We start from the raw sequence: 25,138 nt of genomic DNA, 5'->3' as shown, positions 1-25,138 counted from the left end.
TGATTACAGGATGAGTCAGCGGTCGGTGATCTGGGAGCCCAGCACCTTCTCGCTCAGGGCCCGGGGTCCCCGAGTCACGGCCACGGCGCCCGACCTGACCAGCTCGATGATGCCGAAGGGCCGCAGCAACCGCAGCAGGGCCTCGAGTTTGCCCTCGGCCCCGGTGGCCTCGATGGTCAGGGACTCGGGATGGACGTCGACCACGCGCACACGGAAGAGTTTGACGATCTCCAGCACATCGGAGCGGTTGCGTTCGTTGGCTTTGACCTTGATCATGACCAGTTCGCGTTCCACGGCCTCGTCGCCCTTGAGCTCGACGATCTTGAGGACATGCAGGAGCTTGTTGAGCTGCTTGATGATCTGTTCCAGAGGGACTGCTTCCACATCTGCTGTGACCGTGATCCGGGAGATGTCGTCTCGCTCAGTGGACGAGACGGACAGGGAGTTGATGTTGAAGGCGCGCCGGGCGAACAGGCCGGCCACCCTGGCCAGGACGCCGGGGCGGTTCTCGACCAGGACGGAAAGGGTGTGCCGTTCGGAACCGGGCTTGGATGCTGGATAATTGGCCATGTGGTGCCCCTTTCCTACTTGTTCATGCGACCGGCGGCGTCGCTGGCCATGGCTGCCCGGTCGGCTCCGGTCTGCTCATGCGGCTCGGGCTGCTCCTGCTCAGGACGGATGCCGGCCAGGGGCTGCACGCCCGGCTTGTAGATGATGGTGTCGTTGGAGGCGCCTGCCGGGACCATGGGCCATACCATGGCATCCTTCCAGACGCGGAAGTCGATCAGGACCGGTCGGTCGGTCACTGCGTTGGCCTTATCAATGGCCTCCAGGGCCTGTTCCTGGGTAAAGGCCCGCAGTCCCAGGCAGCCATAGGCCTCGGCCAGTTTGACGAAGTCGGGGATGCCGTTGCCGTCTGTGGGCTTGGCGCCGCCGTCCTCCAGGTTGGTCTGGGAGTAGTGGCTGCCGTAGAAGAGGGTCTGCCACTGACGGACCATGCCGTAGACCGAGTTGTTGAGTATGGCGATGCGGATGGGCAGTCCTGCCTGCCCGGCCGTGGCCAGCTCCTCGGAGGTCATCTGGAAGGAGCCGTCCCCGTCGATCAGCCAGACGGGCCGCGGATCCTCCTCTTCCCTGGTGCCGATGGCTGTTCCTATCGCGGCGGGCAGGCCGTAGCCCATGGTCCCCAGTCCGCAGGAGGAGACCCAGGAGCGGGTGCGTTCGAAGTCGATGAACTGGCTGGCCCACATCTGGTGCTGACCCACGCCGGACACCCAGATGGTATCCGGATCGGCCTTGTTGCTCAGGGTCTGGACCACCCACTGGGGTGCCAGGGTGCCGTCCGGGCTGGGCTCAAAGGTGGTGGGGTAGTCGTGCCGCCAGCCGTCGATCAGCCGCCACCAGGGCTTGAGGTCGGGCTTGCCCCAGGTGCGTTGGGCTGCTTTGAGCGCCGGAATCAGATCGTCCAGCACCTGGCCCACGTCCCCGACGATGGGTACATCAGCCTGCCGGTTCTTGCCGATTTCGGCCGGGTCGATGTCGATGTGGATGACCCGAGCCACCGGGGCGAAGTCCTCCAGGCTGCCGGTCACCCTGTCGTCGAAGCGAGTGCCCACGGCCACTAGCAGGTCGGAGTGCTGGATGGCCCCGTTGGCGGCCACCGTGCCGTGCATGCCGGGCATTCCCAGAACTGCTGGATCGGAGTCGGGTACGATGCCTCGCGCAGGCAGGGTGGTGACCATGGGGGCACCGGTAGCTCGGACGAGTTCCTGGACCTGCCGACGGGCGTCGGACCGGACTGCGCCGCCGCCCACATAGAGGACCGGTCTGTGCGACTGGACCAGGAGCCGGGCGGCATCGTCCAGGACGTGCCCGTGGGCCCGCGTCACCGGGTTGTAGCCGGGCAGAATCATCTCCTGGGGCCAGGAGTAAAGCATTTTGCCGTTCTGGGCCGTCTTGCTCAGGTCCACCACCACCGGGCCGGGCCTTCCCGAACGGGCGATGTGGTAGGCCTCGGTCATGACCCGGGGGATGTCCTGGGCCTTGGTCACCAGATAGGAGTGCTTGGCCACCGGGTAGGTGATGCCCACGATGTCGGCCTCCTGAAAGGCGTCGGTGCCGATGGAGTCCACGCCCACCTGGCCGGTCACCACCACCAGGGGAACCGAGTCCATCATGGCATCGGCTATGGGGGTGACCATGTTGGTGGCTCCGGGGCCGGAGGTCACCAGGCAGACCCCCACCTTGCCCGTGGAGACGGCATAGCCCTCGGCCGCATGGCCGGCGGCCTGCTCGTGGCGGGTCAGTGTGAAGTTGAAGCGCACCTGCTCGTCGATGGCGTCGTAGGCGGGCAGAATGGCCCCTCCTGGAACGCCGAAGACCTGGGTGACCCCCAGATCCTCCAGGGACCGAATCAGCGCCTGGGCTCCCGTCATGGGCTCGCCTTGGGCGGGGACATCCTTGTCGTCATGGTCCCAGTTCTTGGGTACCGAGCTGAATGCTTGCAGAGGTGTCGGCAGACTCATGTTTCCTCTCGACCTCCAGACTGCGCGCCGACCTGCGGCCGTGCATGTCGAAATACGAACCTGTCGGAGCGTCGGCGGGGTGGGCGGACGATTCCCGATCAGGAGGAGGCACCTGTGCTGTTCGTGACGGCGTGCCTCCAGGTTATGCCCATAGTCTAAACAGAGGTCTGGTCGGGGCGTTGGCGCAGTACCGCATGCCGGAATTCCGACAGGAACTTCAGGCTGATTGCTCGGCGCGCAGGGTCGCAAGCAGATCCTGGTCGTCCAGCCGATTCCACCCTTGGGCGGCAGCAGCCAGCTGGGCCTTCCGCTTGCTGCTGGCCCGGCCCTTGCCGATCACGGTCCCGCTGTCCTCCAGGCGCAGTTCGGCGGTGAAGACCTGGGCGTATTCCGGCCCGGAGACCGTCATAGCGTACCGGGGCTCGCCCAAGCCCAGCTGGTGGGCCTTGACGGTGATTGAGGTCTTCCAATCCAGTGCCGGCCCCTCGGTGGCCACCTCGGCCAGGGTGTCGTCAAGAAGGGTATGGACGGTGGTCCTGGCCCCCTCGATGCCGTGCTCCACAAAGACCGATCCGATCAACGATTCGACGGTGTCGCAGAGTATGGAGTCCTTGTCGGCCCCGCCGTTTTCGCTCTCTCCCCGGCCCAGAAGAATATACCGCCCCAGGTGCAGTTTCTCCCGGGCGATGGCCGATAGGGCCTCCTCGGAGACCGCCTTGGCCCGCATCTTGGCCAGCTGGCCTTCGGTCATGTCCGGGTGAACCTGGTATAGGGTCTCGGTGGCCACTAATTCCAGAACCGCGTCGCCCAGGAACTCCAGCCGTTCGTTGTTGGGCATGCCCGGGTGCTCATGGGCGAAGGAGCGATGGGTCAAAGCGTGTACCAGCAGCTCCGGGCTGATCCTGCCGCCCAAGGCCTGGAAGAGCTCCTCAGCCGCCTGGTTGCCGGGATTCGCCTGCTCCTGTTCCTCCTGCTGCATATGGTCTTCCTGATCCTTCCTGGAGTGCCCTGTCTGCATGGCCCCTCTCGCTTTCTCGGCCTTGCCGTCTGATGATATGGAAAAACCCCTGCCACCCGTCGATGGCCGGGGTTTTCTCATTGCGTGTCGATCGCCGATTGGCTCACTTGCTGAACTGCGAGCGAATGGCGTCTCGGTAGACGCGCCCGCGGTACATGCCGCAGCTGGGGCATGCCATGTGCGGCAGCGCAGGAGCCCCGCAGTTGGGGCAGGTCACCGTAGCGGCGGCCTGGGTCTTCCAGTTGGCGCGCCGGGAATGGGTGTTGGCGCGCGAGGTCTTGTACTTTGGCAGTGCCATATTGTCCTCTGTTTCGATCGAATACTTCGAGCTTAAGCGTAGAGCAGTCTACCGCAACCTCCGGTCATTCGCCAGCCTGGCCGTCGTTGCCGGGGTTCTCCTCCTGCTCCAGACGCTGCTTGAGTCCCTCCAGGGCCGCCCAGCGGTCGTCCATTATCTCGTGGTGGTGATCGGGATGATCGTTCAGATCCATGCCGCACTGGGGGCACAGGCCCCGGCAGTCGGGTCGGCACAGAGGTTGCAGGGGCAGGGCCTCCACCAGGGTGTCACGCAGCAGGGCTTCCAAATCCATAAAGGCGCCCCCTCTGGCCAGAGGATAGGTCTGGCCGCTGGCCTCCTCCTGCTCGGCCAGAATCTCCTCCTTGCCATGGGTCGGCTCCGGTTCGGGATCCTTGTAGGGGAAGAAGACCACCGGATCGTCCTGGATGCTGGTATCGACAGGCCTCAGGCAGCGGGTGCATTCGGTCTTCAGCGGTACGCTGATATGGGCCTGCAACAAGAGGCCGTCCACCAGGGAGTCGATGTTGCCCTCCACATGCACGGGTGTTCCTGCCGGGATGCCCACCACCTGGTCGCCGATGCCCTCCGGGGCTGGAAAATCGCGATCCACTCGGGTGCTCTGCCCTGCCCGAGTCGACACCTGGGCCACTGAAACCGCCCAGGGTGAATCTTCCGGTCTGCTCATCCCTGCGTCTCCTTTCCCTGGTCCGAGACTGACGCGTTCATGCTACGCGCTGCCTCCTGCTCACGCTGCTGGAGAACCTCCAGGCCGGCACGCACATCCTGGCTCATCTTGCCCAGCTGGGTGTCAAGCTCGCCCATGACCTGGGCGGCATACCCATCGGCCCCCTGGACCAGACGGTCTGCCTGGGCCTGGGCCGTGTCGATGATGGTCTGGGCCTTTTGTCGGGCTATGGCCACCACATTCTCCTGGCCGGCCAGGAAGCGGGCCTGCTCGCCGGCCTCCTTGACGATGTCTGCAGCCCGGCTCTGGGCGTCGGACATGGTGGCGTTGGCCTGGGTCTGCGCCGTATTCAGCCGACGCTCCGCCTCCCTCATGAGCGCCGAGGCTCGCTCCAGCTGCACTGGCAGCATTTTCTTGAGCTCGTTGAGGTCGTCGGTCAGCTCGTCTCGGTCAACCTTGACCAGTCCCGGACTGAAAATGGGGGCCTTGGCCTCATCCAGCATGGCCTGGATCCGATCGATGATGTCATAGACGGTGGTGAATTCCGATCGGGGGTTCCCGCTCTCGTTGCGGTCCTCCTGCAGGTCGGGCAGGTCCTTCATGTCGACTGCTGGCTTGGGCGCGCTCGCTCTGGTCGAGTCGTCGATAGGCTCGTCATCGTCCCTTTCCTGGGTCTGCTCGTTCATCATTGGCTCTTTTCCGTGTGCGGTGTGTCCCTGTGCAATGTGTCTATCAGTGCATCCACGACGCTGTCAGGGACCATGCCGGTGATGTCCCCTCCATGTCTGGCTACGTCCTTGACGATGGTGCTGGAGATATGCTCCCGCACCGGATCGGCTGGCAGGAAGAGCGTTTCCACCCCGGACAGCTTGCGATTGACCAGGGCCATGCCCAGCTCGGCCTCATAGTCCCCGTTCTGCCTGAGTCCCTTGACGATGACCGAGGCGCCCACTTTACGGCAGTAGTCGGTGATCAGGCCATCGGTAGAGGCTACGGTGATGTTCGGGTATCCGTCCTCGTCCAGGGCCCGGCGGATCATGGCCACCCGCTCCTGTTCGCTGAACATGGGGGTCTTGGCGGCATTGACGGCCACAACCACGTGGACCGTCTCGAAGAAGCAGGCGCAGCGTTCGATCACGTCCATGTGGCCGGAGGTGACCGGATCGTATGAGCCAGGGCATACAGCGATAGTCATGATTCTCAGCGTAGCGCGTCATAGGGAGCGAACGTGCAGCTCGCCGCCGTACCATGGATGTCATGACTGTAAGCAAGAGCATTCGCATGGAGGATCCGGAGCGGGAGCAGAACCCTGACCAGGGCACTGGCACGGCCGTGCTGGACCGTCCGGACACCGAGACCGCCGAGAAGACCCGGCTGAGCGACCAGGGCGACGCTGACCGGTTCGCCCACTACGTCTCCCGTGAGCGCATCGCCGAGTCCAAGCTGACCGGCCGGCCTGTCGTGGCCCTCTGCGGCAAGGTCTGGGTGCCCAAGCACGACCCCTCCCAATACCCGGTCTGCCCGGACTGCAAGCGCATCTACGAGCAGATGACCGGCGGCGGCCACTGAGCGCCACTGAGTGGTCCAGGCTGCTTCAGGACCGCTTGCCCAAGGCGATCCGGTCGATCATTTCCAGCTCTTCCTGGCTGAAGTCGGCCGACTGGACGGCCTTGAGATTGTCCAGGATCTGCTCGGGCTTGGAGGCGCCGATGAGCACCGAGGTGACAGCGGGGTCCCTGAGCAGCCAGGCCAGAGCCATTTCTGCCAGACTCTGGCCGCGTTGGTGGGCCAGATCGTTCAAATCCTGAATCTCCTTCAGCCGCTGGGGGGTCAACGCAGACTCCTTGAGGAAGCGGCCGTCGGCACGAATCCGGCTGTCCTCGGGAATCCCATGCAGGTAGCGATCGGTCAGCAGCCCCTGGGCCAGCGGGCTGAAAGTGATCAGTCCCTTCTTCTCTTTCAGCACCGCCTCTTTGAGCCCGTTGTCCTCGATGGTTCTGTCGAAGATGGAGTAGCGGTTCTGGTTGATGATGAAGGGGACGTGCATCTCAGTCAGGATGGCCGCAGCCCGTGCCATGGTCGGCCCGTCATAGTTGGACAGTCCCAGGTAGAGGGCCTTGCCGCTGGTGACCGCCTGGGCCAGGGCGCCCATGGTCTCTTCCAGGGGAGTGTTCGGGTCGGGGCGGTGGTGGTAGAAGATGTCCACATAGTCAAGCCCCAGACGTTTCAGGCTCTGGTCCAGTCCGGACAGCAGATGCTTGCGTGAGCCAAAGTCCCCATAAGGGCCAGGCCACATTCCATAACCGGCCTTGGTGGAGATGACCAGCTCCTGGCGGTGGCGGCTGAAGCACCGGCGCAGGATGATTCCCATGTTGCGCTCGGCGGCGCCTGGTCCAGGCCCGTAGTTGTCGGCCAGGTCGAAGTGGGTGATGCCGTGGTCGAAGGCCGTCGTGCATAGCTCCTGCATACGGTCCAAGGGCGTGGTGTCGCCGAAGTTGTGCCAGCAGCCCAGGCAGATGGGTGGCAGTTTCAGACCGCTGTCGCCGCAGCGCCGGTAGGTTGTGCAATCATATCGGTTCGGGTCAGGCTGGTAGGTTTCGGATTGTGCGTTCATCAGATGCTCCTCACTAAGGTGGGTAGGACCGGTTCGCCCTTCATCAGGCTGAGGGCGTTGATGGGCATCTCCTCCAGGGCCTTGGCCCGGTGCTCCCGGGCATCCAGGACTGCCTGCTCACCCTGGAACTCTGGCCTGCTCTGGCCATGGTCCACATAGGTGACCAGAAGATCCCGCCAGTCCTGCTGGGGCGTAAAGGCTGCCAGCGCATCCTCAGCACCCGAGATGACGTGCTCGGCGTCGGCCACCCCGTTGTGATAGGAGCGGTAGGCCAGCTTGCGTCCCGGCACCGAGGCCTTGCCCACCGACTTTTTGGCTACGGCCTGCATGACACCGTCGGAGTTCTCGCGCTCGGTCAGTTTGTAGACCATGGCGCAAGTGGGGGCTCCCGAACCGGTGACCAGCATGGTGCCCACCCCGTAGGAGTCCACCGGGGCATCCTGCAGGGAGGCGATGGCGTACTCGTCCAGATCATTGGTGACGGTGATGGTGGCCTTGGTGGCTCCCAGGGAGTCCAGTTGGGCGCGGACCTGCTGGGCCAGCGAGCCAAGGTCTCCGGAGTCGATGCGGACCCCGCCCAGTTCAGGTCCGGCCACCTCGACGGCTGTCCTGACGGCCTCCTCGATGGAGTAGGTGTCGGTCAGCAGGGTGGTCCCCTTGCCCAGGGCCTGGATCTGCCCCTGGAAGGCCTCGCGCTCGTTGTCATGCAGGAGGGTGAAGGAGTGGGCTGCGGTTCCGATGGCCTTGAAGCCGTATCGCTTGGCCGCCAGCAGGTTTGAGGTCCCTTGGAATCCGCCGACTATGGCCGCTCTGGCCGCCGCCACGGCTGCGTATTCGTTGGCCCGGCGCGCGCCCATGTCCATGCAGGGCCGGCCCTTGGCCGCGGTGACCATGCGGGAGGCGGCCGAGGCTACGGCCGAGTCGTAGTTGAGTATGGACAGGACCAGGGTCTCCAGCAGGGTGCACTCGCCGAAGCCGCCTTCGACCTGCAGGATGGGGGAGTCGGGGAAGAATATCTCGCCCTCCCGGTAGCCGCGGATGGTTCCGGTGAAGCGGAAGTGTTCCAGCCAGTCAATGGCGGTCTGGCTGACGATGTGACGGTCGGACAGGAAGCGAAGCTCGTCCTCGCTGAGGTGGAAATCCGCCAGTGCATCCAGAATCCGCCCAGTGCCTGCCACCACTCCGTAGCGGCGACCCGCCGGCAGGTGCCGAGTGTATACCTCGAAGACGGATCGTCGTCCGGCCGTACCGTCCTGCAAGGCGGCATCCAGCATGGTGTATTCATACATGTCGGTCATCAGAGCCGTAGAGGTTCCGGTGTCCTTGCTATTGTTTTCAGCGTTCATATCTTCCCCTTTGTGGGTGGAAAAGCCCTTGGTTGGCCCCCAGTCTAATCCTCTGCCGACCTACTGGCTCGCCCTGCCCTCCCAAGGTCGGGCTAAGCTGATCCGCATGAGATTCGTCGTGGGCATCTACCGATTGCTGATCGCCTTTTTCTGCCTGGGCGGCACCTACGAGGCCTGGCTGCTGGGAATCGGCAACAAGTGGGTCTATTTTACCTTCCAGACCAATATCGCCCTGGGTCTGGTCATGCTCTGGGCCGGAGCGGCCACCCTGCTCAAGGGCATCCAGCCTCCCGCCTGGCTCAAAGGATGTCTGACGCTCTACATCGTCATCACCGGGCTGGTGGCCATCCTGGTTCTGGGGCTGAACAGCACGGACTACCAGCTGGTCCTGGGCATCCGGACCACATGGATGATTCACGTCATCAGCCCCATCCTGGCATCGGTGGACTTCCTCTTGTTCGACCCTCATCGTCGTTTCCACTGGCACAACGTGCTGACCTGGCTGATCTATTTCCCCTTCTATGTAGCCTTTGTGCTGATCAGGGCCGCCATCTGGCCCCATTCGGGACCGGAGGCGGGCGGTAACCCTTATCCCTATGCCTTCTTGGACCTCGGGCACTTGGGATGGGCCCAGTTGACGGTCAACATGGCTGAGTACCTGGTCGTCTTCTTCGCCCTGTCGCTGGTCATCTTCCTGATTGATCGCATCCTGCCGGCCAAGACACCGCTGACCATTGATCGGTAGACGGCTGACGGAATAATAGGGACCAGACCAGGGGAGCCTGGGCGGAACGGGAAAGGATCATCACTGATGGTTGCTATCAAGGACATGCTCCAGGAGGGTGCCGTGCTGCGGCCTGACGGCAGGGCGGCTGATGAGTTGCGACCGGTCGTCATCACCAGGCATTGGACGGAGGCTCCCGAGGGATCGGTGCTGATCGAGTGCGGCAAGACCCGGGTCATGTGCACGGCCTCTTTCACGCCGACGCTGCCCCGTTGGCGCAAGGACTCCGGCCTGGGCTGGGTCACGGCCGAGTACGCCATGCTCCCCAGGGCCACCAGCGACCGGACTGCACGCGAGTCGGTCCGAGGAAAGGTCGGCGGCCGCACCCAGGAGATCAGCCGGCTGATAGGCCGTTGCCTGCGTGGCGTGGTGGATATGAAGGCCTTGGGCGAGAATCAGATCCAGCTTGACTGCGATGTCCTTCAGGCCGATGGCGGCACTCGTACAGCTTCGGTCACCGGTGCCTATGTGGCCATGGTCGACGCCCTCAGATGGGCCCAGGACCACCATCACATCCGCAGTGCCGACAAGGTGACCAAGGATTGCGTCTCGGCCGTCTCGGTGGGCATCATCGATGGCAAGCCCATGCTGGATCTGCCCTATCTGGAGGACAGCAGGGCCATGACCGATATGAACGTGTCGATGACCGGCACCGGCGACTTCATAGAGGTACAGGGAACAGCGGAGCATCGCCCGCTCACCCGTCAGGAGCTCGGCCTCTTGCTGGACCTGGCGACCAAGGGGAACAAGGAGCTGCAGGCTGCTCAGCGCAAGGCTCTGGCATCTGACTGACGCCCGGGGCAGGCATTTCAGCGAGGAGGATCGGTATGGGGCAGGCCAAAAAAGTGGTTGTAGCCACGCACAACGAGGGCAAACTCGGTGAGCTTCGTCGCATCCTCAGCGGTTTCCTGGCCGATGAGGGTCAGAAAATCGAGCTGGTTTCGGCCGGCCAGTTGGGTCTGCCCGATCCGGTAGAGACGGGCACCACTTTTCAGGAGAACGCCCTTCTCAAGGCTGGGCAGGCCGCTCGGGAGTCAGGCCTGCCCGCGCTGGCGGACGACTCGGGGCTGATCGTTGATGTGATGGGCGCCGCCCCGGGGATCCTTTCGGCAAGGTGGAGCGGCCGCCACGGCGACGACCAGGCCAACTTGGAGCTCTTGCTGAACCAGCTGAACGACATTCCCGACGATCAGAGGGGAGGGCGGTTTGTCTGTGCTGCCGCCCTGGTCGTTCCGGATGTGCCAGGGTATGCCGTCCGTGGACGTCAAGTGACCAGGGTCGGAGAGATGCCCGGAAGCATCATCCGCCAGGCACGGGGGGATAATGGGTTCGGCTACGACCCGATCTTCGTGCCCCTTGATCAGCCTCGGCGTGCCAGCGACCAGCAGCCGCTGACTTCGGCGGAAATGACTTCGGATGAAAAGAACGCCATTTCGCATAGGGGCAAGGCCTTGGCGGCCATCATGCCGATTCTCATCGGCTGGGTGCTGGGGGACGGCTACTTTAGAGGCTGATAAATCCTTATAGCTTCCGTGTGGTGAACGGTTGCGACACATCGACGATCATGTTCTGAGTGCCGGTCGCACTTGAAGCATGCGAGGAAACGCGAAGGTGCGATTTTTTTATCTCTATGATACAGTCGGCGGTATTGGGGACAACTTAAAACAAAGCTGATCTGTTCTAGCAGATGATTCCATCGGGATTTGGGGGTTTCGTATTGAAGCGATTGCAAGAACGGAACAATAAGGAATCGCTGCACGTGAACCGTTCGATCATCGCCGTTTTGGTAACCATTCTGGCGACGCTGGCCATGGTTGTCCCGCTAGGGCTGAGTGCTCTGTCGGCCAGTCAGGCCAATGCCGTTGATGGACAGGACGAGACGGCGAGCAGGAAGCCTCTGCTCTATAGAATGATGGCCTTCAACGACAGGATCGATACCTATCAGGATGAGCTGCGCATGGACTTCATCCTGCGCGTGAAACACAACGAGTTCAAGCCGGATTGTGTCGACCTTGGTAAGGCAGACACCGGTGGTAAGTCAAATTGCAATTTATCTTTTGTATATCAGTATGTTGGTTCTGATAACCCTGCAGATTATCATCGTGTAAAGTATATAAACACTATAACTCCAGATGATTATCTTGAAAATAACAAAACTGGGTATGCATATGATGGAGCTACAGCGTGGGCTGATAATCATCTGCAGCGCTTTACTGTTCATAAGATAATCAATTCGGGTTTATACGACTACTTGACTATATCCATCGAAGGCGACATGAACATTGCGGATAAGTCTAAAGATCCCGCAAAGTTCGTGGCTGGTGGTCACCCTGAGCCCTTGAATGTCTTTGCTATCGTTGGTGATCAGAATACCATCCTGTCTTGCGGTAGTTCTTCGTGGGCATGGGGTACCGAAACCTGCTCAACTTTCGATCCAGCCTCCATGAGCAACTTGCAGGATAGATATTCAAATATCACCGCGAGTTTATCGAAGGATAAACAGATGAAAGTGTATATGGGTGACTGCTTGGGTAGCGGAGGAGACGACCTGCAATGCAGCGGCCCATATTCCTGGGTTGGGTGGGACAGCAACCCATATCTCTATCGAAACCATCAGGCTAATTGGGGTATGGTGACCGATTATGGTTTTCCGGCTTATAGCGATGGTACGGTTGGAAATATAAATGCCACAGCCCCGGGCACGGCCCCGGCACGGTCTTTCTTCGTGTATTGGATGAACTTGCGTGGTCCAGGCAACAAAACCAATGGCATATGTTCTGAGACCAGTTCCTATTACTATCAGTGGGTGGCTCTTAAGGACAGCCAGTGGGTGCCTGTTAAGGAACTGACTCCTGAGCCGGTCCTGGTGACAGGCCAGCAGCCGAGTCCCAACACTTTGACTACCACCTACGGACTGCAGGGCATGGTCAATACCAATGGCGCTTATAACGTTAATCCGACCGACCCAAAGTATGCGAATACCACCAACGTGCTTTTTGCGACTGATAAGGATGGCAATCCTATGCCTGCTCAGAAGGCTGATGGCGGGATTGATTTCAAGGAGGCCAAGGAGAAGCAGGATCTTGACGGCTATTTCAAGCTGGTGACCTGGCCTGACACCAGGAATTCTGATGGCACGGAATGTACAGCCGTCAGCCCTGAGGTGTACAGCCCCAAGAGCGCTGGTCTTGTGGGGATTGACGATAACATGTCCGCCGCGCAAAAGGATACGAATCTCTCTGCGGGTTGGACGATTGATACTGCTTTTTATAAGTATAATGTGCCGCGTCCTGATGATCCGACGATCACGAAGATCGAGAATGATGCGGATGCCGGCTTGGATGCTTCTGGAAGCGTGTATACGACCAAGCTTGACCCGGTAATCAGCGGTGAGTGCACGCCTTCCAAGGATGACAAGCATCCTAATACGGTTGTCCTGTATGGAGAGGATCCCACCAATCCGATTGCAGATGGTCAGGGCACAAATGGCGATGACCTGGTGAAAAGCTCGGACACGTGGGGGTTCAGGCTGGGGGAAGCTGTTTGCGAGACCGACACTGGCAGCAAGCAGGGAGGGTCCTGGTGGATACAGGACACCAATAAGCAGTATCCGTCGCCGGATCCCGGCAATAAGTACAACAGCTACAGGCGCTATCACGCCTGGGTGGTTGAGTCCACGTCAGGGTTCGGCCTGACCTCCTACTTCTCGAATGTTGGCACGGCTTATTTCGTCTCGGGCGAGAACGTGCCGGATGCGGCCAAGTTCTCGGTGGCGGTGCCTCATACGGTCAACGGGAGCCTGCCTGTGGATTCGGTGGTCACATTCAAGGGCGAGGTGTCGCCTGTGTATACGGCCTGGTCGTCGGGGAAGCTGGGGATGACTGATTCCAAGATGGCCATTTCCATGAAGCAGAACACTGCCTCGGACTGGACCAGCTTGGTAACTACTCCGGCCAACACTTTCCAGAGGGATGCAGCAGTCGGCACCGCATCTTCCATTTCAGATTCTACGACCGGCCTCACGCTTAGCCTGACCAAGACGGCGGCTTCTACCTGGTCCTGGTCGCTGAACATTCCTGCTGACAAGTTCACTGGTTACGACGGTGACGACGAAACGCAGACCTATGCCTTCCAGGTTGAAATGGTCAACCCGATGAACCTCCGTTCGGGCCCGGCATCCATCGAGCGGAAGGTCGATATGACGCCCACCACGCTGACCATTGACCGCCATGACGTCTTCCAGGTGGCCGGCAGGGCCTATAAGTATGTGGACGGGGACAGGAAGATTCCTGAGACCAAGGGGACCATGGTGCATGTGACCTGGCCTGACAATACCGGCACGGATGTGGCTGTGGGGGGCCAGGGCATTTGGCAGGCGGTTCCTCCTGAGGGGATGAAGCAGGGGGATGTCGCCGTCCAGGTGCTTTCGGATGATGCCGAGGGCCCTGATGCGCAGGGCAGGTTCCAGGGCGGGAACCAGTCAGCTTCGGTGTCGCAGGAGCTGGAGTTCCGGCCTTCGACCTCCTCCCTGCCGCTTACCGGCGGATGGCCGCTTTCCGTGCTCAAAATCCTGTTGCTGATAGCTCTTGGCCTGGTGGGCTTCGTGGCCTGCCTGAGGAACAAGCAGGAGAGTCGCCACTGACCCTCGCGGCATAAGACAGGGCTCGCACTCATCTCTCCAATTCCATGGAGATGAGCGCGGGCACTGTTTTTTTTAATTTCCGTGACGCTGCCGTTGCGTCACTTGCGCCTGCAGCGTGCCCTCCGTAGAAGGCAGCTTGTTGCTTCTCGTTAGCTGATTGCTGGGCCTGGTGGAGTCAAGATTTTGGAAAGCCGCAAAACACCCTATCTGAATCCCAAATCACGCCTTCTATCTCTGTACGATTTGGAGCGGTAATGAAAAATTGAAGATGCATTGTTGTGCTCTATATGCAGTTGTCTTAATTGGGGATAAGTCAAAAGCGGAGTTGATCTGTGCTATCTGGTCTGGGGCATGATTTCATTGTGGTTTGGGGGGGTATTGCATTGAAGCGTTTGCAGGAACGGAACAATAGGGGATCACTGCATGTACGTCGTTCGATCATCGTCGTTCTGGTAGCCCTTCTGGCGACGCTGGCCATGGTTGTGCCTCTTGGGCTGAGTGCGCTTTCGGCTGGTCAGGCCAATGCCATTGATGGGCAGGATGAGACGGCCAGCAGGAAGCCTTTGCTCTATAGGATGATGGGTTACAACAACAAGGTAGATGCATGGCAGGATGAGCTGCGCATGGATTTCATCCTGCGCGTGAAACACAACGAGTTCGACCCTTCCTGCGCCAATGGTACCGGGGGTGCCGACACCCAGGGCAATTGTAGGCTGGCCTTTGTCTATCAGTACAAGGGGTCAGATAACGCTTCCTATTATCGCAGAATAAAGTATCTGAACACCATAGCTTCGGCATCATCCTCGGATAAGCCCTGGTCTGGAGCCTACAAGTGGGCACAGAACAGGGATGAGTACTTCACGGTGCACACGATAATCAATTCCGGTTTATATGATTATCTGACCGTTTCCATTGAGGGTGATCTGGCGTTTAAGAATTCTGCTGATGCACCTTATTATCAACCTGGTGGGGCCGTCGAACCTCTTAATATCTACGCGGTTGTTGGACAGCAGAACGGGGCATTGTCTTGCAGTAGCCCTGGTAATTCGTGGAACTGGTATAGCGGGATCGATGACTGTACCACTTTTAACCCTGAAACTATGATTAATGCCCCGGATAGGGTATCGAATATTACAACATCGTTAGCAGCTGATGGTAAGTACATCAAACTCTTTATGGGCGACTGCCTGGGTAAAGGTGCTGATCTTCAGTGCAGTGGACCGTATTCTTGGGTAGGCTGGGATAACAATCCATTACTCTATGGAGGCAATCAGTCCAACTGGGGCATGGTAACCGACTATGGTTTTCCTAACTATTCGAGCCTTGGCACTGGGGCGATCGCTGGCACTGCTCCTGGCACAGCTCCGGCACGGTCATTCTTTGTGTACTGGCTGAATGATCGTGGCAGTACTATCTATAACCCGGACGGGATATGTTCTGAAACTAATTCCTATTACTATCAATGGGTGGCTCTGAAGGATGGCCAATGGGTGCCTGTTGATGAGCTGACTCCCGAGCCGGTCCTGGTAACGGGCCAGCAGCCGTCTCCCAATACGGTCACCACCACGTCAGGCAAGCAATTTCAAGCCTCTAATTATTCGGCTTTCAACGTACCCAAACAGCCGAAAAACCCCAATGAGATGTTTGCCACTGACAAGAACGGCAATCCTATGCCCGCCCAGAAGGCTGATGGAGGAATTGATTTCAAGGAGGCCAAGGCCAAGCAGGATCTTGATGGCTATTTTAAGATGGTGACATGGCCTGTTACCACCAATCGAGATGGCAGCGCTTGTACCGTCGGTCCAGAAGTCTACAACCCTGATCAGAAGGGTCTCGTCGGAATACGTGACGGCATGAACAGCTCGGATATAGAACGAAATATCGCTGCAGGCTGGACGATTAATAGTGCCTTCTATAAGTATGATGTGCCCCGCCCTAAGGACCCGACGATCACCAACATTCAGAATGATGCAGATGGCAGCTTGGATGCTTCGGGCAGTGTGTATACTTCCAAGCTTGACCCAGTAATCAGTGGTGAGTGCACGCCCTCCAAGGATGCTACGCATCCAAACAAGGTTGTTCTTTACGGGGAGGATCCCGCCAATCCCATCAGTGATGCGCAGAGCCAGAACGGCGGAGACTTAGTGAAGACCGCGGACACGTGGGGGTTCAGGCTTGGTGAAGTTGAGTGCAAGGTCGATCCCAAGAGCAAACAGGGAGGATCCTGGCAGATACAGGACACCAATAAGCAGTATCCGTCGCCGGATCCAGGCAACAAGTACGACGGGTACCGACGGTATCATGCCTGGGTGATCGAGTCCGCCTCCGGGTTCGGTCTGACCTCGTTCTTCTCGAATATCGGGACGGCCTATTTTGTCTCGGGCGAAAACATGCCTGACGCGAGCAAGTTCTCGGTCATGGTGCCCCATACGGTCAACGGAAACCTGCCGGCGGGTTCGGTGGTCACGTTCAAGGGTGTGGCATCTCCTGTGTACACGGCCTGGTCATCGGGGAAATTGGGAATGACTGATTCGAGGATGGCTGTTTCCTTGAAGCAGAATGCTGTCTCGGACTGGACCAGTCTGCTGACTACTCCTGCCAACACTTTCCAGAGGGATGCGGCAGCGGGCACCACGTCTTCCGTCGCGGATTCCACGACGGGCCTCACGATGAATCTCACTAAGACGTCGGATTCCACCTGGTCCTGGTCGCTGAATATCCCTGCCGGTAAGTTCACTGGCTACGACGGCAGCGACGAGACGCAGACCTATACCTTCCAGGTTGAGATGATCAACCCGATGAACGTTCGTTCAAGGCCGGCATCCATCGAGCGGAAGGTCGACATGACGCCCACGGTGTTGACCTTGGAGCGGTACGACGTTTTCCAGGTGGCGGGCAAGGCCTATAAGTATGTGGACGGGGATAGGAAGGTTCCCGAGACCAAAGGAACTGTGGTCCATGTGACTTGGCCCGGCGGCAGCGGCACGGATGTTGTTGTGGGGGACCAGGGTTCGTGGCAGGCGGTTCCTCCTGAGGGCATCAATCAGGGTGGGTTCTCTGCCCAGGTGCTTTCCGATGATGCCGAGGGCTCTGATGCCCAGGGCAGATTCCAGGGCGGGAACCAGTCGGCTTCGGTGTCGCACGCGCTGGAGTTTCGGCCTTCGACATCCTCCCTGCCGCTTACCGGCGGATGGCCGCTGTCAGTGCTCAAAATTCTGCTGCTGATAGCCCTTGGCCTGGTCGGCTTTGTGGCCTGCCTGAGGAACAGGCAGGAAAGCCGCCACTGATCCCGAAAGTATAAGCCAGGGCCCGCACTCATCCTTCCAATTCTATGAAGATGAGCGCGGGCCCTGTCTTTTTTTTTAATTCCTGTGCTGATGCCATTGTCAAAGCAGTATTCGCTACCGATTTGGACCGGCCTGGGAGAAGGCAACTTATCGCTTTTCGTCGGCTGGTTGCCGAGCCTGTCAGCGTCAAGAACTTGAACGGCTGCAAAACACCCGATTTGAATCCCAGATATTGCCCTTAATTTCTGTAGCCTTGAAAAGGCAAAGAAAAATTTAGATGCATTGTTGTGCTCTATGTGCAGTTGCCTTAATTGGGGTAAGTCAAAAGCAGAGTTGATTTGTTCTAGAGCATGATTTTATTGTGATCTGGGGGGTATTGTATTGAGGCGTTTGCAGGAACGGGGCGCTAAGGGTTCACAAGGTGTGAGCCGTCCGATAATTGCCGTTCTGGTAACCCTTCTGGCGACGTTGGCCATGATTGTTCCGCTTGGGCTGAGCGCGCTTTCGGCTGGTCAGGCCAATGCCATTGATGGGCAGGATGAGACGGCCAGCAGGAAACCTCTGCTTTATCGGATGTTGGGCTACAACAACAAGCTTGATTCCTATCAGGATGAGCTGCGCATGGACTTCATCCTGCGCGTGAAACACAACGAGTTCGACCCTTCCTGCGCCGATGCTACCAACGGTGCCGACACCAAGGGCAGCTGTAATCTGGCCTTTGTCTATCAGTACAAAGGCTCAGATGACACTTCCTTTTATCGCAGAATAAAGTATCTGAACACCATAGCTTCGGCATCATCCTCGAATCAGCCCTGGTCCGGAGCCTATAAGTGGGCGCAGAACAGGAATGAGTATTTCACCGTGCACACGATAATCAATTCCGGTTTATATGATTATCTGACCGTTTCCATCGAGGGTGATCTGGCGCTTAAGAATACTGCTGATGCGTCATATTACCAGCCTGGTGGGGCCAGCGAGCCGGTGAATATCTACGCAGTTGTTGGCAAACAGGACGACGCACTATCCTGTCTTCGTCCAGGTAGTTCATGGAGTTGGAGCTCTGGAATCGATAATTGTCGCAATTTTAATCCTGACACCATGATTAATGCGCCGGACAGGGTATCCAATATCACCTCAACCTTAACGGCAGATGGCAAGGATTTCACCCTGTATATGCAGACATGCCTGGGCAAGGGCGCTGATCTTCAGTGTAGCGGCCCGTATTCTTGGGTAGGCTGGGATGGCAACCCAGATCTTTATGGAGGCAGCCAGGCCAACTGGGGCATGGTAACCGACTATGGTTTTCCTGACTATAAGAGCACTGCTACTGGGGCAATCGCCGGCACTGCTCCGGGCACAGCCCCGGCACGATCCTTCTTCGTGTACTGGCTGAATGTGCGCGGTAGCACTAGCGATAATCCTGATGGCATCTGTTCCGAGACCAATTCCTATTACTACCAGTGGGTGGCTCTGAAGGATAGTGAATGGGTGCCTGTTGATGAGCTGACCCCTGAGCCGGTCCTGGTGACAGGCCAGCAGCCGTCTCCCAATACGGCGACTACCACGACCAGCAAGGCAGCCCAAGTCAGTAAGTATTCGGCTTTCAACTTGCCCAAACAGCCGGATAATCCCAATGAGATGTTTGCCACTGACAAGAACGGCCAGCCCATGCCTGCCCAGAAGGATGATGGCGGGATTGATTTCAAGGAGGCCAAGGAGAAGCAGGACCTTGACGGCTATTTCAAGATGGTCACCTGGCCTGTCACCACGAACCGGGATGGCAGCGCTTGTACCGTCAGTCCTGAGGTATACAACCCTGATCAAAAAGGTCTCGTCGGGATACGTGACGGCATGGACAGCTCGGATATAGAACGAAACCTGTCTACCGGTTGGACGATCAACAGTGCCTTCTATCAGTATGATGTGCCTCGTCCTGATGATCCGACGATCACGAAGATTGAGAACGATGCCGACAGCGCTCTCGATGCTTCGGGGAGCGTGTATACGTCGAAGCTTGATCCGGTGGTCAGTGGTGAGTGCACGCCCTCCAAGGATGCCGCGCGTCCCAACAAGGTCGTTCTCTATGGCGAGGATCCTGCCAATCCGATTGCGGGCGGGCAGCGTTCGAATGGTGAGGACCTGGTGAAAGCAGCGGATACGTGGGGGTTCAGGCTGGGCGAGACTGTCTGCAAGGTTGATCCCAAGAGCAAGCAGGGAGGGTCCTGGCAGATACAGGACACCAATAAGCAGTATCCCTCACCGGACCCAGGCAACGAGTACAGCGGCTACAGGCGTTATCATGCCTGGGTGATCGAGTCTATCTCCGGGTTCGGCCTGACCTCCTTCTTCTCGAATGTTGGGACGGCCTATTTCGTCTCCGAGGAGAACACACCGGATGCGAGCAAACTCGCGGTCACTGTGCCTCATACCGTCAACGGGAGCCTGCCTGCGGATTCAGTTGTTGTGTTCAATGGCGAGGCGTCTCCTGTATATACGGCCTGGACCTCAGGAGAGCTGGGGATGACGGATTCCAGTATGGCGATTTCGATGAAGCAGAAGACCGCCTCGGACTGGACGCCCCTGGTGACCACTCCAGCCAACACCTTCCAGAGGGATGTGGCGGCCGGCACCACGTCTTCCGTGGAAGATTCTGCAACAGGCCTCACGCTGGGCCTGAACAAGACAACGGCATCCACTTGGTCCTGGACGCTGAACATACCCACTGATAGGTTCAGCGGCTACGACGGCAGCGACGAGAAGCAAATGTATGATTTCCGCGTTGAAATGGTTAACCCGACGAGCAGCCGGTCAGAGCCTGCGTCCATCGAGCGAAAGGTCGACATGACACCGACTACGCTGGTCTTGGAGCGGTACGACGTCTTCCAGGTGGCTGGCAAAGCATACAAGTACGTGGACGGTGATACGAAGGTTCCCGAGACCAAGGGCACCGTGGTGCATGTGACCTGGCCCGGTGGCAGCGGCACAAATGCGGTTGTAGGGGACCAGGGTTCATGGCAGGCGGTTCCTCCTGAGGGCATCAACCAGGGTGAGTTCTTTGCCCAGGTGCATTCCGATGATGCCGAGAGCCCTGACGCCCAGGGCAGATTCCAGGGCGGAAACCAGTCGGCTTCGGTATCTCACGCGCTGGAGTTCCGGCCTTCCAACTCGGCTTTGCCTTTGACCGGCGGATGGCCGCTTTCGGTGCTCAAGATCATGCTGCTGATAGCCCTTGGTCTGGCCGGCTTTGTGGCCTGCCTGAGGAACAGGCAGGAAAGCCGTCACTGATTATGGCAGCATAAGACAGGACCCGCCCCCACCTCATGAAGTTGAAAGGCTGGGTGGGGAGGGGGTACTGCCGTTGTCCAACCGACCCCCATCCCACCAATGCAGACTGTGATTAGTCAAGACTCTGGACGGTCGCGAAACACCTTTGTCTGAATCCCAGATCACGCTTTCAGGCTCGGTACTCTTAAAACGTGTAAAGGGAAAAAGAAGATGCCATAAGTGAAGATGCAGCACTTGTGCTCTAGGGTTTCGTGGCCTGCACCGGGGACCAATCAAGCGGGCAGTCCATCTGATCTTGGAGATAGTTGCATCGTGGTGTGGGGGGTAGCGTGTTGAACCGATTGCATGAAAGGGGCAATAAGGGTCCACGGCATGTGGATCGCCCTATAGTCGCTGTTTTGATTACTCTTCTGGCGACCCTGGCTATGGTTGTTCCGCTTGGGCTCAGCGCTCTGTCGGCCAACCAAGCCAATGCCATTAATGGGCAAGGTGAGACGGCCAGCAGGAAGCCACTACTTTATAAGATGTTGGCCTATAACGACAAGATCGATTCCTACCAGGATGAGCTGCGCATGGATTTCATCCTGCGCGTGAGACACAACGATTTCGATCCGCAATGCGTACCGATGCGTGATACTTCTCCCTATGATTCAGTAAAATGCAATTTGTCTTTCGTATATCAGTTCGAAGGATCACAAAATCCGCTCCATTATACCCGGATACGGTATCTGAATACTATTTCGACAAACCCCAATGACCCTACTGGCGGTGCTGAGCAATGGGCGGAAAACGAGGTTCAGTTCTTTACTGTTCATAAAGTGATCAACTCTGGCTTATATGATTTTTTGGCTGTATCCATAGAGGGTGATTTATCTTATATGGATACTTCATCCGATCCAAATTATTATGTGACTGGCGGTTATCCGCAACCTTTGAACGTCTTCGCGATTGTTGGTCAACAAAACAATACGTTGTCGTGTGGAAGTCCCCCATCGACTTCTCCATGGGACTACACCACGGATGACTGCACCTTCGATCCCAGCACTATCAGCAGCAATGTCCAAGACAGGGTTGCCAATATCACTGCAGACCAAGGCAAGGGCATCAAGCTGTATATGGGCACCTGCCTAGGTGATAGTCCTCATCCTAAGTGCAGCGGACCCGGTTCTTGGGTTGGTTGGAACAACAATCCGAGTCTTTATCTTAGCCATCAGTCTAATTGGGGCCTGGTGACTGACTACGGTCTTCCTGCCGATTCCAGTCATGGAATAAAAGCCGTTGGACCCGGAGTGGCGCCCCCCAAGTCCTTCTTTGTGTATTGGTTCAATTTGCGTGGAAATAACAGTGCAGGTGGAATATGCTCCACGACCAACTCCTATTACTACCAATGGGTAGGGCAGAAGAATAGCCAATGGGTGCCTGTAGATGCGTTGACGCCTAAACCGGTGCTAGTAACAGGTCAGAAGCCAGCAGTGAATGGCTTGACCAGTTCCTGGGGTCTTCAATATCAGGTCAATGACAACACTGCGTACAATCTGCCGACAAGTCCGGGCAATTCGAACGAATTGTATGCAACTGACAAGAATGGGAACCCCATGCCCGCCCAGTTGCCTGACGGTTCAATCGACTTCAAGAAAGCTCAAGAGTATCAGCAGCTCGATGGTTATTTCAAATTAGTTACTTGGCCTGTCACCACTAATGACGATGGCACCCAGTGCAAGCCGACGGCAAGCACTCCTGAAGTCACCACTAAGATATATGACCCGCAACAGGATGGTCTTGTTGGGATAACAGACGACATGCCTGCAGCTAAGAAAAATACGAATTTGGACGCAGGATGGGCTATTGACACTGCCTTCTACAAGTATGATGTGCCTCGTCCTGATGATCCGACGATCACCAACATCCAGAATGACACCGACGGTTCCTTGAATGCCTCAGGAAGCGTCTATACCGGCAAGCTTGATCCTGTGGTCAGCGGTGAGTGCACTCCCTCCAAAGATGACACACATCCCAACACGGTTACCTTGTTCGGAGAGGATCCTGGCAATCCTTTCAAGGAGGGGCAGAGCAAGAGCAGTGACGATCTGGTGAAAAGCTCGGACTCCTGGGGGTTCAAGCTGGGAGAGACCGTATGCAAGGTCGATCCCAAGAGCAAGCAGGGAGGCTCCTGGCAGATACAGGACACCAATAAGCAGTATCCGTCGCCGGATCCGGGCAACAAGTACAACGGTTACAGGCGCTATCATGCCTGGGTGACTGAGTCCGCCTCCGGGTTCGGCTTGACCTCCTTCTTCTCGAACATAGGGACAGCCTATTTCGTCTCCAACGAGAATGCTCCGGATGGCAAGCTCTCCGTCACAGTCCCCCATACGAAAAACGGGATTCTACCGGCGGGTTCGGTGGTCACGTTCAAGGGCTCGGTTTCGCCTATATATACGGCCTGGTCCTCGGGAGGGCTGGGGATGACTGATTCCAGGATGGCCATTTCCATGAAGCAGAACACTGCCTCGGACTGGACCAGTCTGGTGACCACACCGGCCAACACCTTCCAGAGGGATGCGGCGGTCAATACCACGTCGCCTTCCGTCACTGACCCCACATCGGGCTCTGTGCTCAAGGTCGTCAAGACAGGGGCTTCGACCTGGTCCTGGACCTTGACCATACCTGCTGGCAGGTTCACCGGCTACAACGGTGACGATGAGACAGAGAAATATACCTTCCAGGTCAAGATGATTAACCCCCTGAATGTCCCTTCGGATCCGGCTTCCATCAACCGGACGGTCGACATGACGCCAACTACTCTGACCCTGCAGCGGTACGATGTCTTCCAAGTGGCGGGCAAGGCCTATAAGTATGTCAACGGCAACACTAAGGTTCCTGAGACCAAAGGCACCATGGTACATATAACCTGGCCCGGCAATGGCAGCACCGATGTCGCCGTGGGAGACCAGGGTTCGTGGCAGGCGACTCCGCCTGAGGGCATCAATCAGGGAAAATTCACCGCTCAGGTTGCCTCCGATGATGCTGAAAGCAGTGATCCTCAAAGTGGCAGCTTCCAGGGAGGAAACGAGTCGGCTACGGTGTCGCATGCGCTGGAATTCCGGCCCTCCACCTCATCCCTGCCCTTCGCTGGAGGATGGCCGCTTTCCGTGCTCAAGATCCTGTTGATGTTGATACTGGGTCTGGCCGGCTTTGTGGCCTGCCTGAGGAACAGGCAGGAGAGCCGATACTGATTCTCCGGCGGGCATAAGGCAGGGTCTGCTCTCACCTCCATGGAATGAGGAGGATGGGAGCAGGCCCTGCTTGTGTTTCCTGTGCGAGATGGGACTCGAGCCTAGACGTCTGAAGGCCACTGGTGGAAGAGTCGCTTGACAGAAGCGAACAGTCGACCTTTCCATGACAAAGTGGCCTCCACCTCCAACCCAGACCAGCCAGATGAAGACCATAAACTGTTGCGCAATACCGGTCGTGACACACCCTATCGGAATCCCGGATAATGCTTGCAATTCCAGTGCTCGTGGAGCATGTATGGAAAAAGCGAAGATGCTATTTTTTTATCGCTATGATAGAGTCGAAGCAATTGGGGACAGATTAAAAGAGCAAAGTTTAGCCAATCTTAAGCATAATTGTAACTTGATTTGGGGGTATTGTATTGAAGCGTTTGCAAGAACGGATCGCCAAGGGTTCGCAGCATGCGAGCCGTCCGATCATCGCCGTTCTGGTAACCCTTCTGGCGACGCTGGCCATGGTTGTTCCGCTTGGGCTGAGCGCCCTTTCGGCCAATCGGGCCAATGCCGTTGATGGACAGGACGAAACGGCCAGTAGAACACCGAAGCTCTATAGGATGATGGCCTTCAACGACAGGATCGATGCCTACCAGGATGAGCTGCGCATGGACTTCATCCTGCGCGTGAAGCACAATGAGTTTAAGCCGGATTGTGTCGGTGTTGGTGGGACTGACACCAAAAATCCGTCACAATGCAATCTATCTTTCATATATCAGTTTGTTGGTTCTGAAAATCCTGACTATTACAGACGCGTGCGGTATATGAACACTATTACCCCGGATGATTACGTAGACAGCAATAAAAATGCGAACGCTTATGATGGCGCCCTAGCCTGGGCCAGGAATCAGGATGAGTTCTTCACCGTTCACAAGATCATCAATTCTGGTTTGTATGACTACCTGACCATATCCATTGAGGGTGATATGAACATTAAGGATAAGTCTCCAGATCCCGCAAAATTTGCGGTTGGCGGTCACCCTGAGCCCTTGAATGTCTTTGCCATCGTTGGTGACCAGAATACCGCCCTGTCTTGCGGCAATTCTTCCTGGTCCTGGACTACCAATAACTGCACAAGCTTTGATCCGGCTTCCATGAGTGATTTACAGGCTCAGGATAGATATTCAAATATCACAGCGAGCATGTCCCAGGATAAACAGATGAAAGTGTATATGGGTTACTGCTTGGACAGCAAAGAGGATATGAAGTGCAGTGGCCCGTATTCCTGGGTCGGTTGGGACTACAATCCAAATCTCTACCAAAACAATCAGGCTAATTGGGGCATGGTGACGGATTACGGTTTTCCTGATTATAAGAGCAATGTTACTGGGCCAATCGCCGGTACTGCTCCGGGAACAGCTCCGGCA

The 25,138-nt window shown here is 57.7% G+C and carries 17 protein-coding genes; 8 read left to right on the top strand and 9 right to left on the bottom strand.

Annotated elements, in window-relative coordinates; translation table 11 throughout:
* Positions 1 to 15: 15 nt before the first annotated feature.
* From ilvN to coaD, 7 genes are all read right to left on the bottom strand, one after another.
* Complete coding sequence (ilvN, locus tag H3T92_RS06370; protein WP_029677724.1) at positions 16 to 570, bottom strand: acetolactate synthase small subunit; 555 nt, start codon at positions 568 to 570, stop codon at positions 16 to 18.
* 14 nt (positions 571 to 584) lie between these two features.
* The gene (locus tag H3T92_RS06365; protein WP_198189623.1) at positions 585 to 2,525 is read right to left on the bottom strand and encodes an acetolactate synthase large subunit; all 1,941 of its coding nucleotides are present in this window, start codon (positions 2,523 to 2,525) and stop codon (positions 585 to 587) included.
* Positions 2,526 to 2,742: 217 nt separating this feature from the next.
* The gene (rnc, locus tag H3T92_RS06360) at positions 2,743 to 3,504 is read right to left on the bottom strand and encodes a ribonuclease III (RefSeq protein ID WP_198189622.1); all 762 of its coding nucleotides are present in this window, start codon (positions 3,502 to 3,504) and stop codon (positions 2,743 to 2,745) included.
* A 142-nt stretch (positions 3,505 to 3,646) separates the two neighbouring features.
* Complete coding sequence (gene rpmF / locus H3T92_RS06355; protein ID WP_015021378.1) at positions 3,647 to 3,841, bottom strand: 50S ribosomal protein L32; 195 nt, start codon at positions 3,839 to 3,841, stop codon at positions 3,647 to 3,649.
* A 64-nt stretch (positions 3,842 to 3,905) separates the two neighbouring features.
* Positions 3,906 to 4,526 (bottom strand): YceD family protein, encoded by a 621-nt coding sequence (locus H3T92_RS06350; protein WP_198189621.1) that lies wholly within the window; start codon positions 4,524 to 4,526, stop codon positions 3,906 to 3,908.
* Positions 4,523 to 5,215 (bottom strand): cell division protein, encoded by a 693-nt coding sequence (locus H3T92_RS06345; RefSeq protein ID WP_198189620.1) that lies wholly within the window; start codon positions 5,213 to 5,215, stop codon positions 4,523 to 4,525. The genes H3T92_RS06350 and H3T92_RS06345 overlap by 4 nt, the downstream gene beginning before the upstream one ends.
* Positions 5,212 to 5,721, bottom strand: a complete 510-nt coding sequence (coaD, locus tag H3T92_RS06340) for a pantetheine-phosphate adenylyltransferase (protein ID WP_045923959.1) — start codon at positions 5,719 to 5,721, stop codon at positions 5,212 to 5,214. The genes H3T92_RS06345 and coaD overlap by 4 nt, the downstream gene beginning before the upstream one ends.
* Positions 5,722 to 5,783: 62 nt before the next feature.
* Between coaD and H3T92_RS06335 the strand changes: the two genes are divergently transcribed.
* Positions 5,784 to 6,095: a DUF3039 domain-containing protein gene (locus H3T92_RS06335; protein WP_198189619.1), complete on the top strand. Its 312-nt coding sequence runs from the start codon at positions 5,784 to 5,786 to the stop codon at positions 6,093 to 6,095.
* 25 nt (positions 6,096 to 6,120) lie between these two features.
* Here H3T92_RS06335 and H3T92_RS06330 read toward each other — a convergent pair whose 3' ends face one another.
* Entirely contained in the window at positions 6,121 to 7,140 is a 1,020-nt protein-coding gene (locus tag H3T92_RS06330; RefSeq protein WP_198189618.1) for an aldo/keto reductase, read from the bottom strand.
* A complete protein-coding gene (locus H3T92_RS06325) occupies positions 7,140 to 8,486 on the bottom strand; it encodes a nicotinate phosphoribosyltransferase (protein ID WP_198189617.1) in 1,347 nt (448 codons plus the stop codon). The genes H3T92_RS06330 and H3T92_RS06325 overlap by 1 nt, the downstream gene beginning before the upstream one ends.
* Before the next feature lie 106 nt (positions 8,487 to 8,592).
* Between H3T92_RS06325 and H3T92_RS06320 the strand changes: the two genes are divergently transcribed.
* The 7 genes from H3T92_RS06320 to H3T92_RS06290 all read left to right on the top strand — a co-directional run bounded on the left by H3T92_RS06320 (position 8,593) and on the right by H3T92_RS06290 (position 23,720).
* A complete protein-coding gene (locus H3T92_RS06320; RefSeq protein ID WP_033511228.1) occupies positions 8,593 to 9,231 on the top strand; it encodes a Pr6Pr family membrane protein in 639 nt (212 codons plus the stop codon).
* A 66-nt stretch (positions 9,232 to 9,297) separates the two neighbouring features.
* Positions 9,298 to 10,062, top strand: a complete 765-nt coding sequence (gene rph, locus H3T92_RS06315) for a ribonuclease PH (protein ID WP_198189616.1) — start codon at positions 9,298 to 9,300, stop codon at positions 10,060 to 10,062.
* Positions 10,063 to 10,097: 35 nt separating this feature from the next.
* Entirely contained in the window at positions 10,098 to 10,784 is a 687-nt protein-coding gene (rdgB, locus tag H3T92_RS06310) for an RdgB/HAM1 family non-canonical purine NTP pyrophosphatase (RefSeq protein ID WP_198189615.1), read from the top strand.
* Between the two features lie 173 nt (positions 10,785 to 10,957).
* A complete protein-coding gene (locus H3T92_RS06305; RefSeq protein ID WP_198189614.1) occupies positions 10,958 to 13,912 on the top strand; it encodes a hypothetical protein in 2,955 nt (984 codons plus the stop codon).
* A gap of 332 nt (positions 13,913 to 14,244) precedes the next feature.
* On the top strand, positions 14,245 to 17,199 hold the full coding sequence (locus tag H3T92_RS06300; protein WP_332460623.1) for a hypothetical protein: 2,955 nt from the start codon (positions 14,245 to 14,247) through the stop codon (positions 17,197 to 17,199).
* Positions 17,200 to 17,622: 423 nt separating this feature from the next.
* Positions 17,623 to 20,484 (top strand): hypothetical protein, encoded by a 2,862-nt coding sequence (locus H3T92_RS06295; RefSeq protein ID WP_332460624.1) that lies wholly within the window; start codon positions 17,623 to 17,625, stop codon positions 20,482 to 20,484.
* 329 nt (positions 20,485 to 20,813) lie between these two features.
* The gene (locus H3T92_RS06290) at positions 20,814 to 23,720 is read left to right on the top strand and encodes a hypothetical protein (RefSeq protein ID WP_332460625.1); all 2,907 of its coding nucleotides are present in this window, start codon (positions 20,814 to 20,816) and stop codon (positions 23,718 to 23,720) included.
* Positions 23,721 to 25,138 lie beyond the last annotated feature (1,418 nt).

It is taken from the genome of Bifidobacterium sp. W8112 (assembly GCF_016101425.1).
Classification (GTDB): Bacteria; Actinomycetota; Actinomycetes; order Actinomycetales; family Bifidobacteriaceae; genus Bombiscardovia; species Bombiscardovia apousia.
Note: the sequence above shows the minus strand (reverse complement) of the source record. Positions and strands in the feature narration are given on the sequence as shown.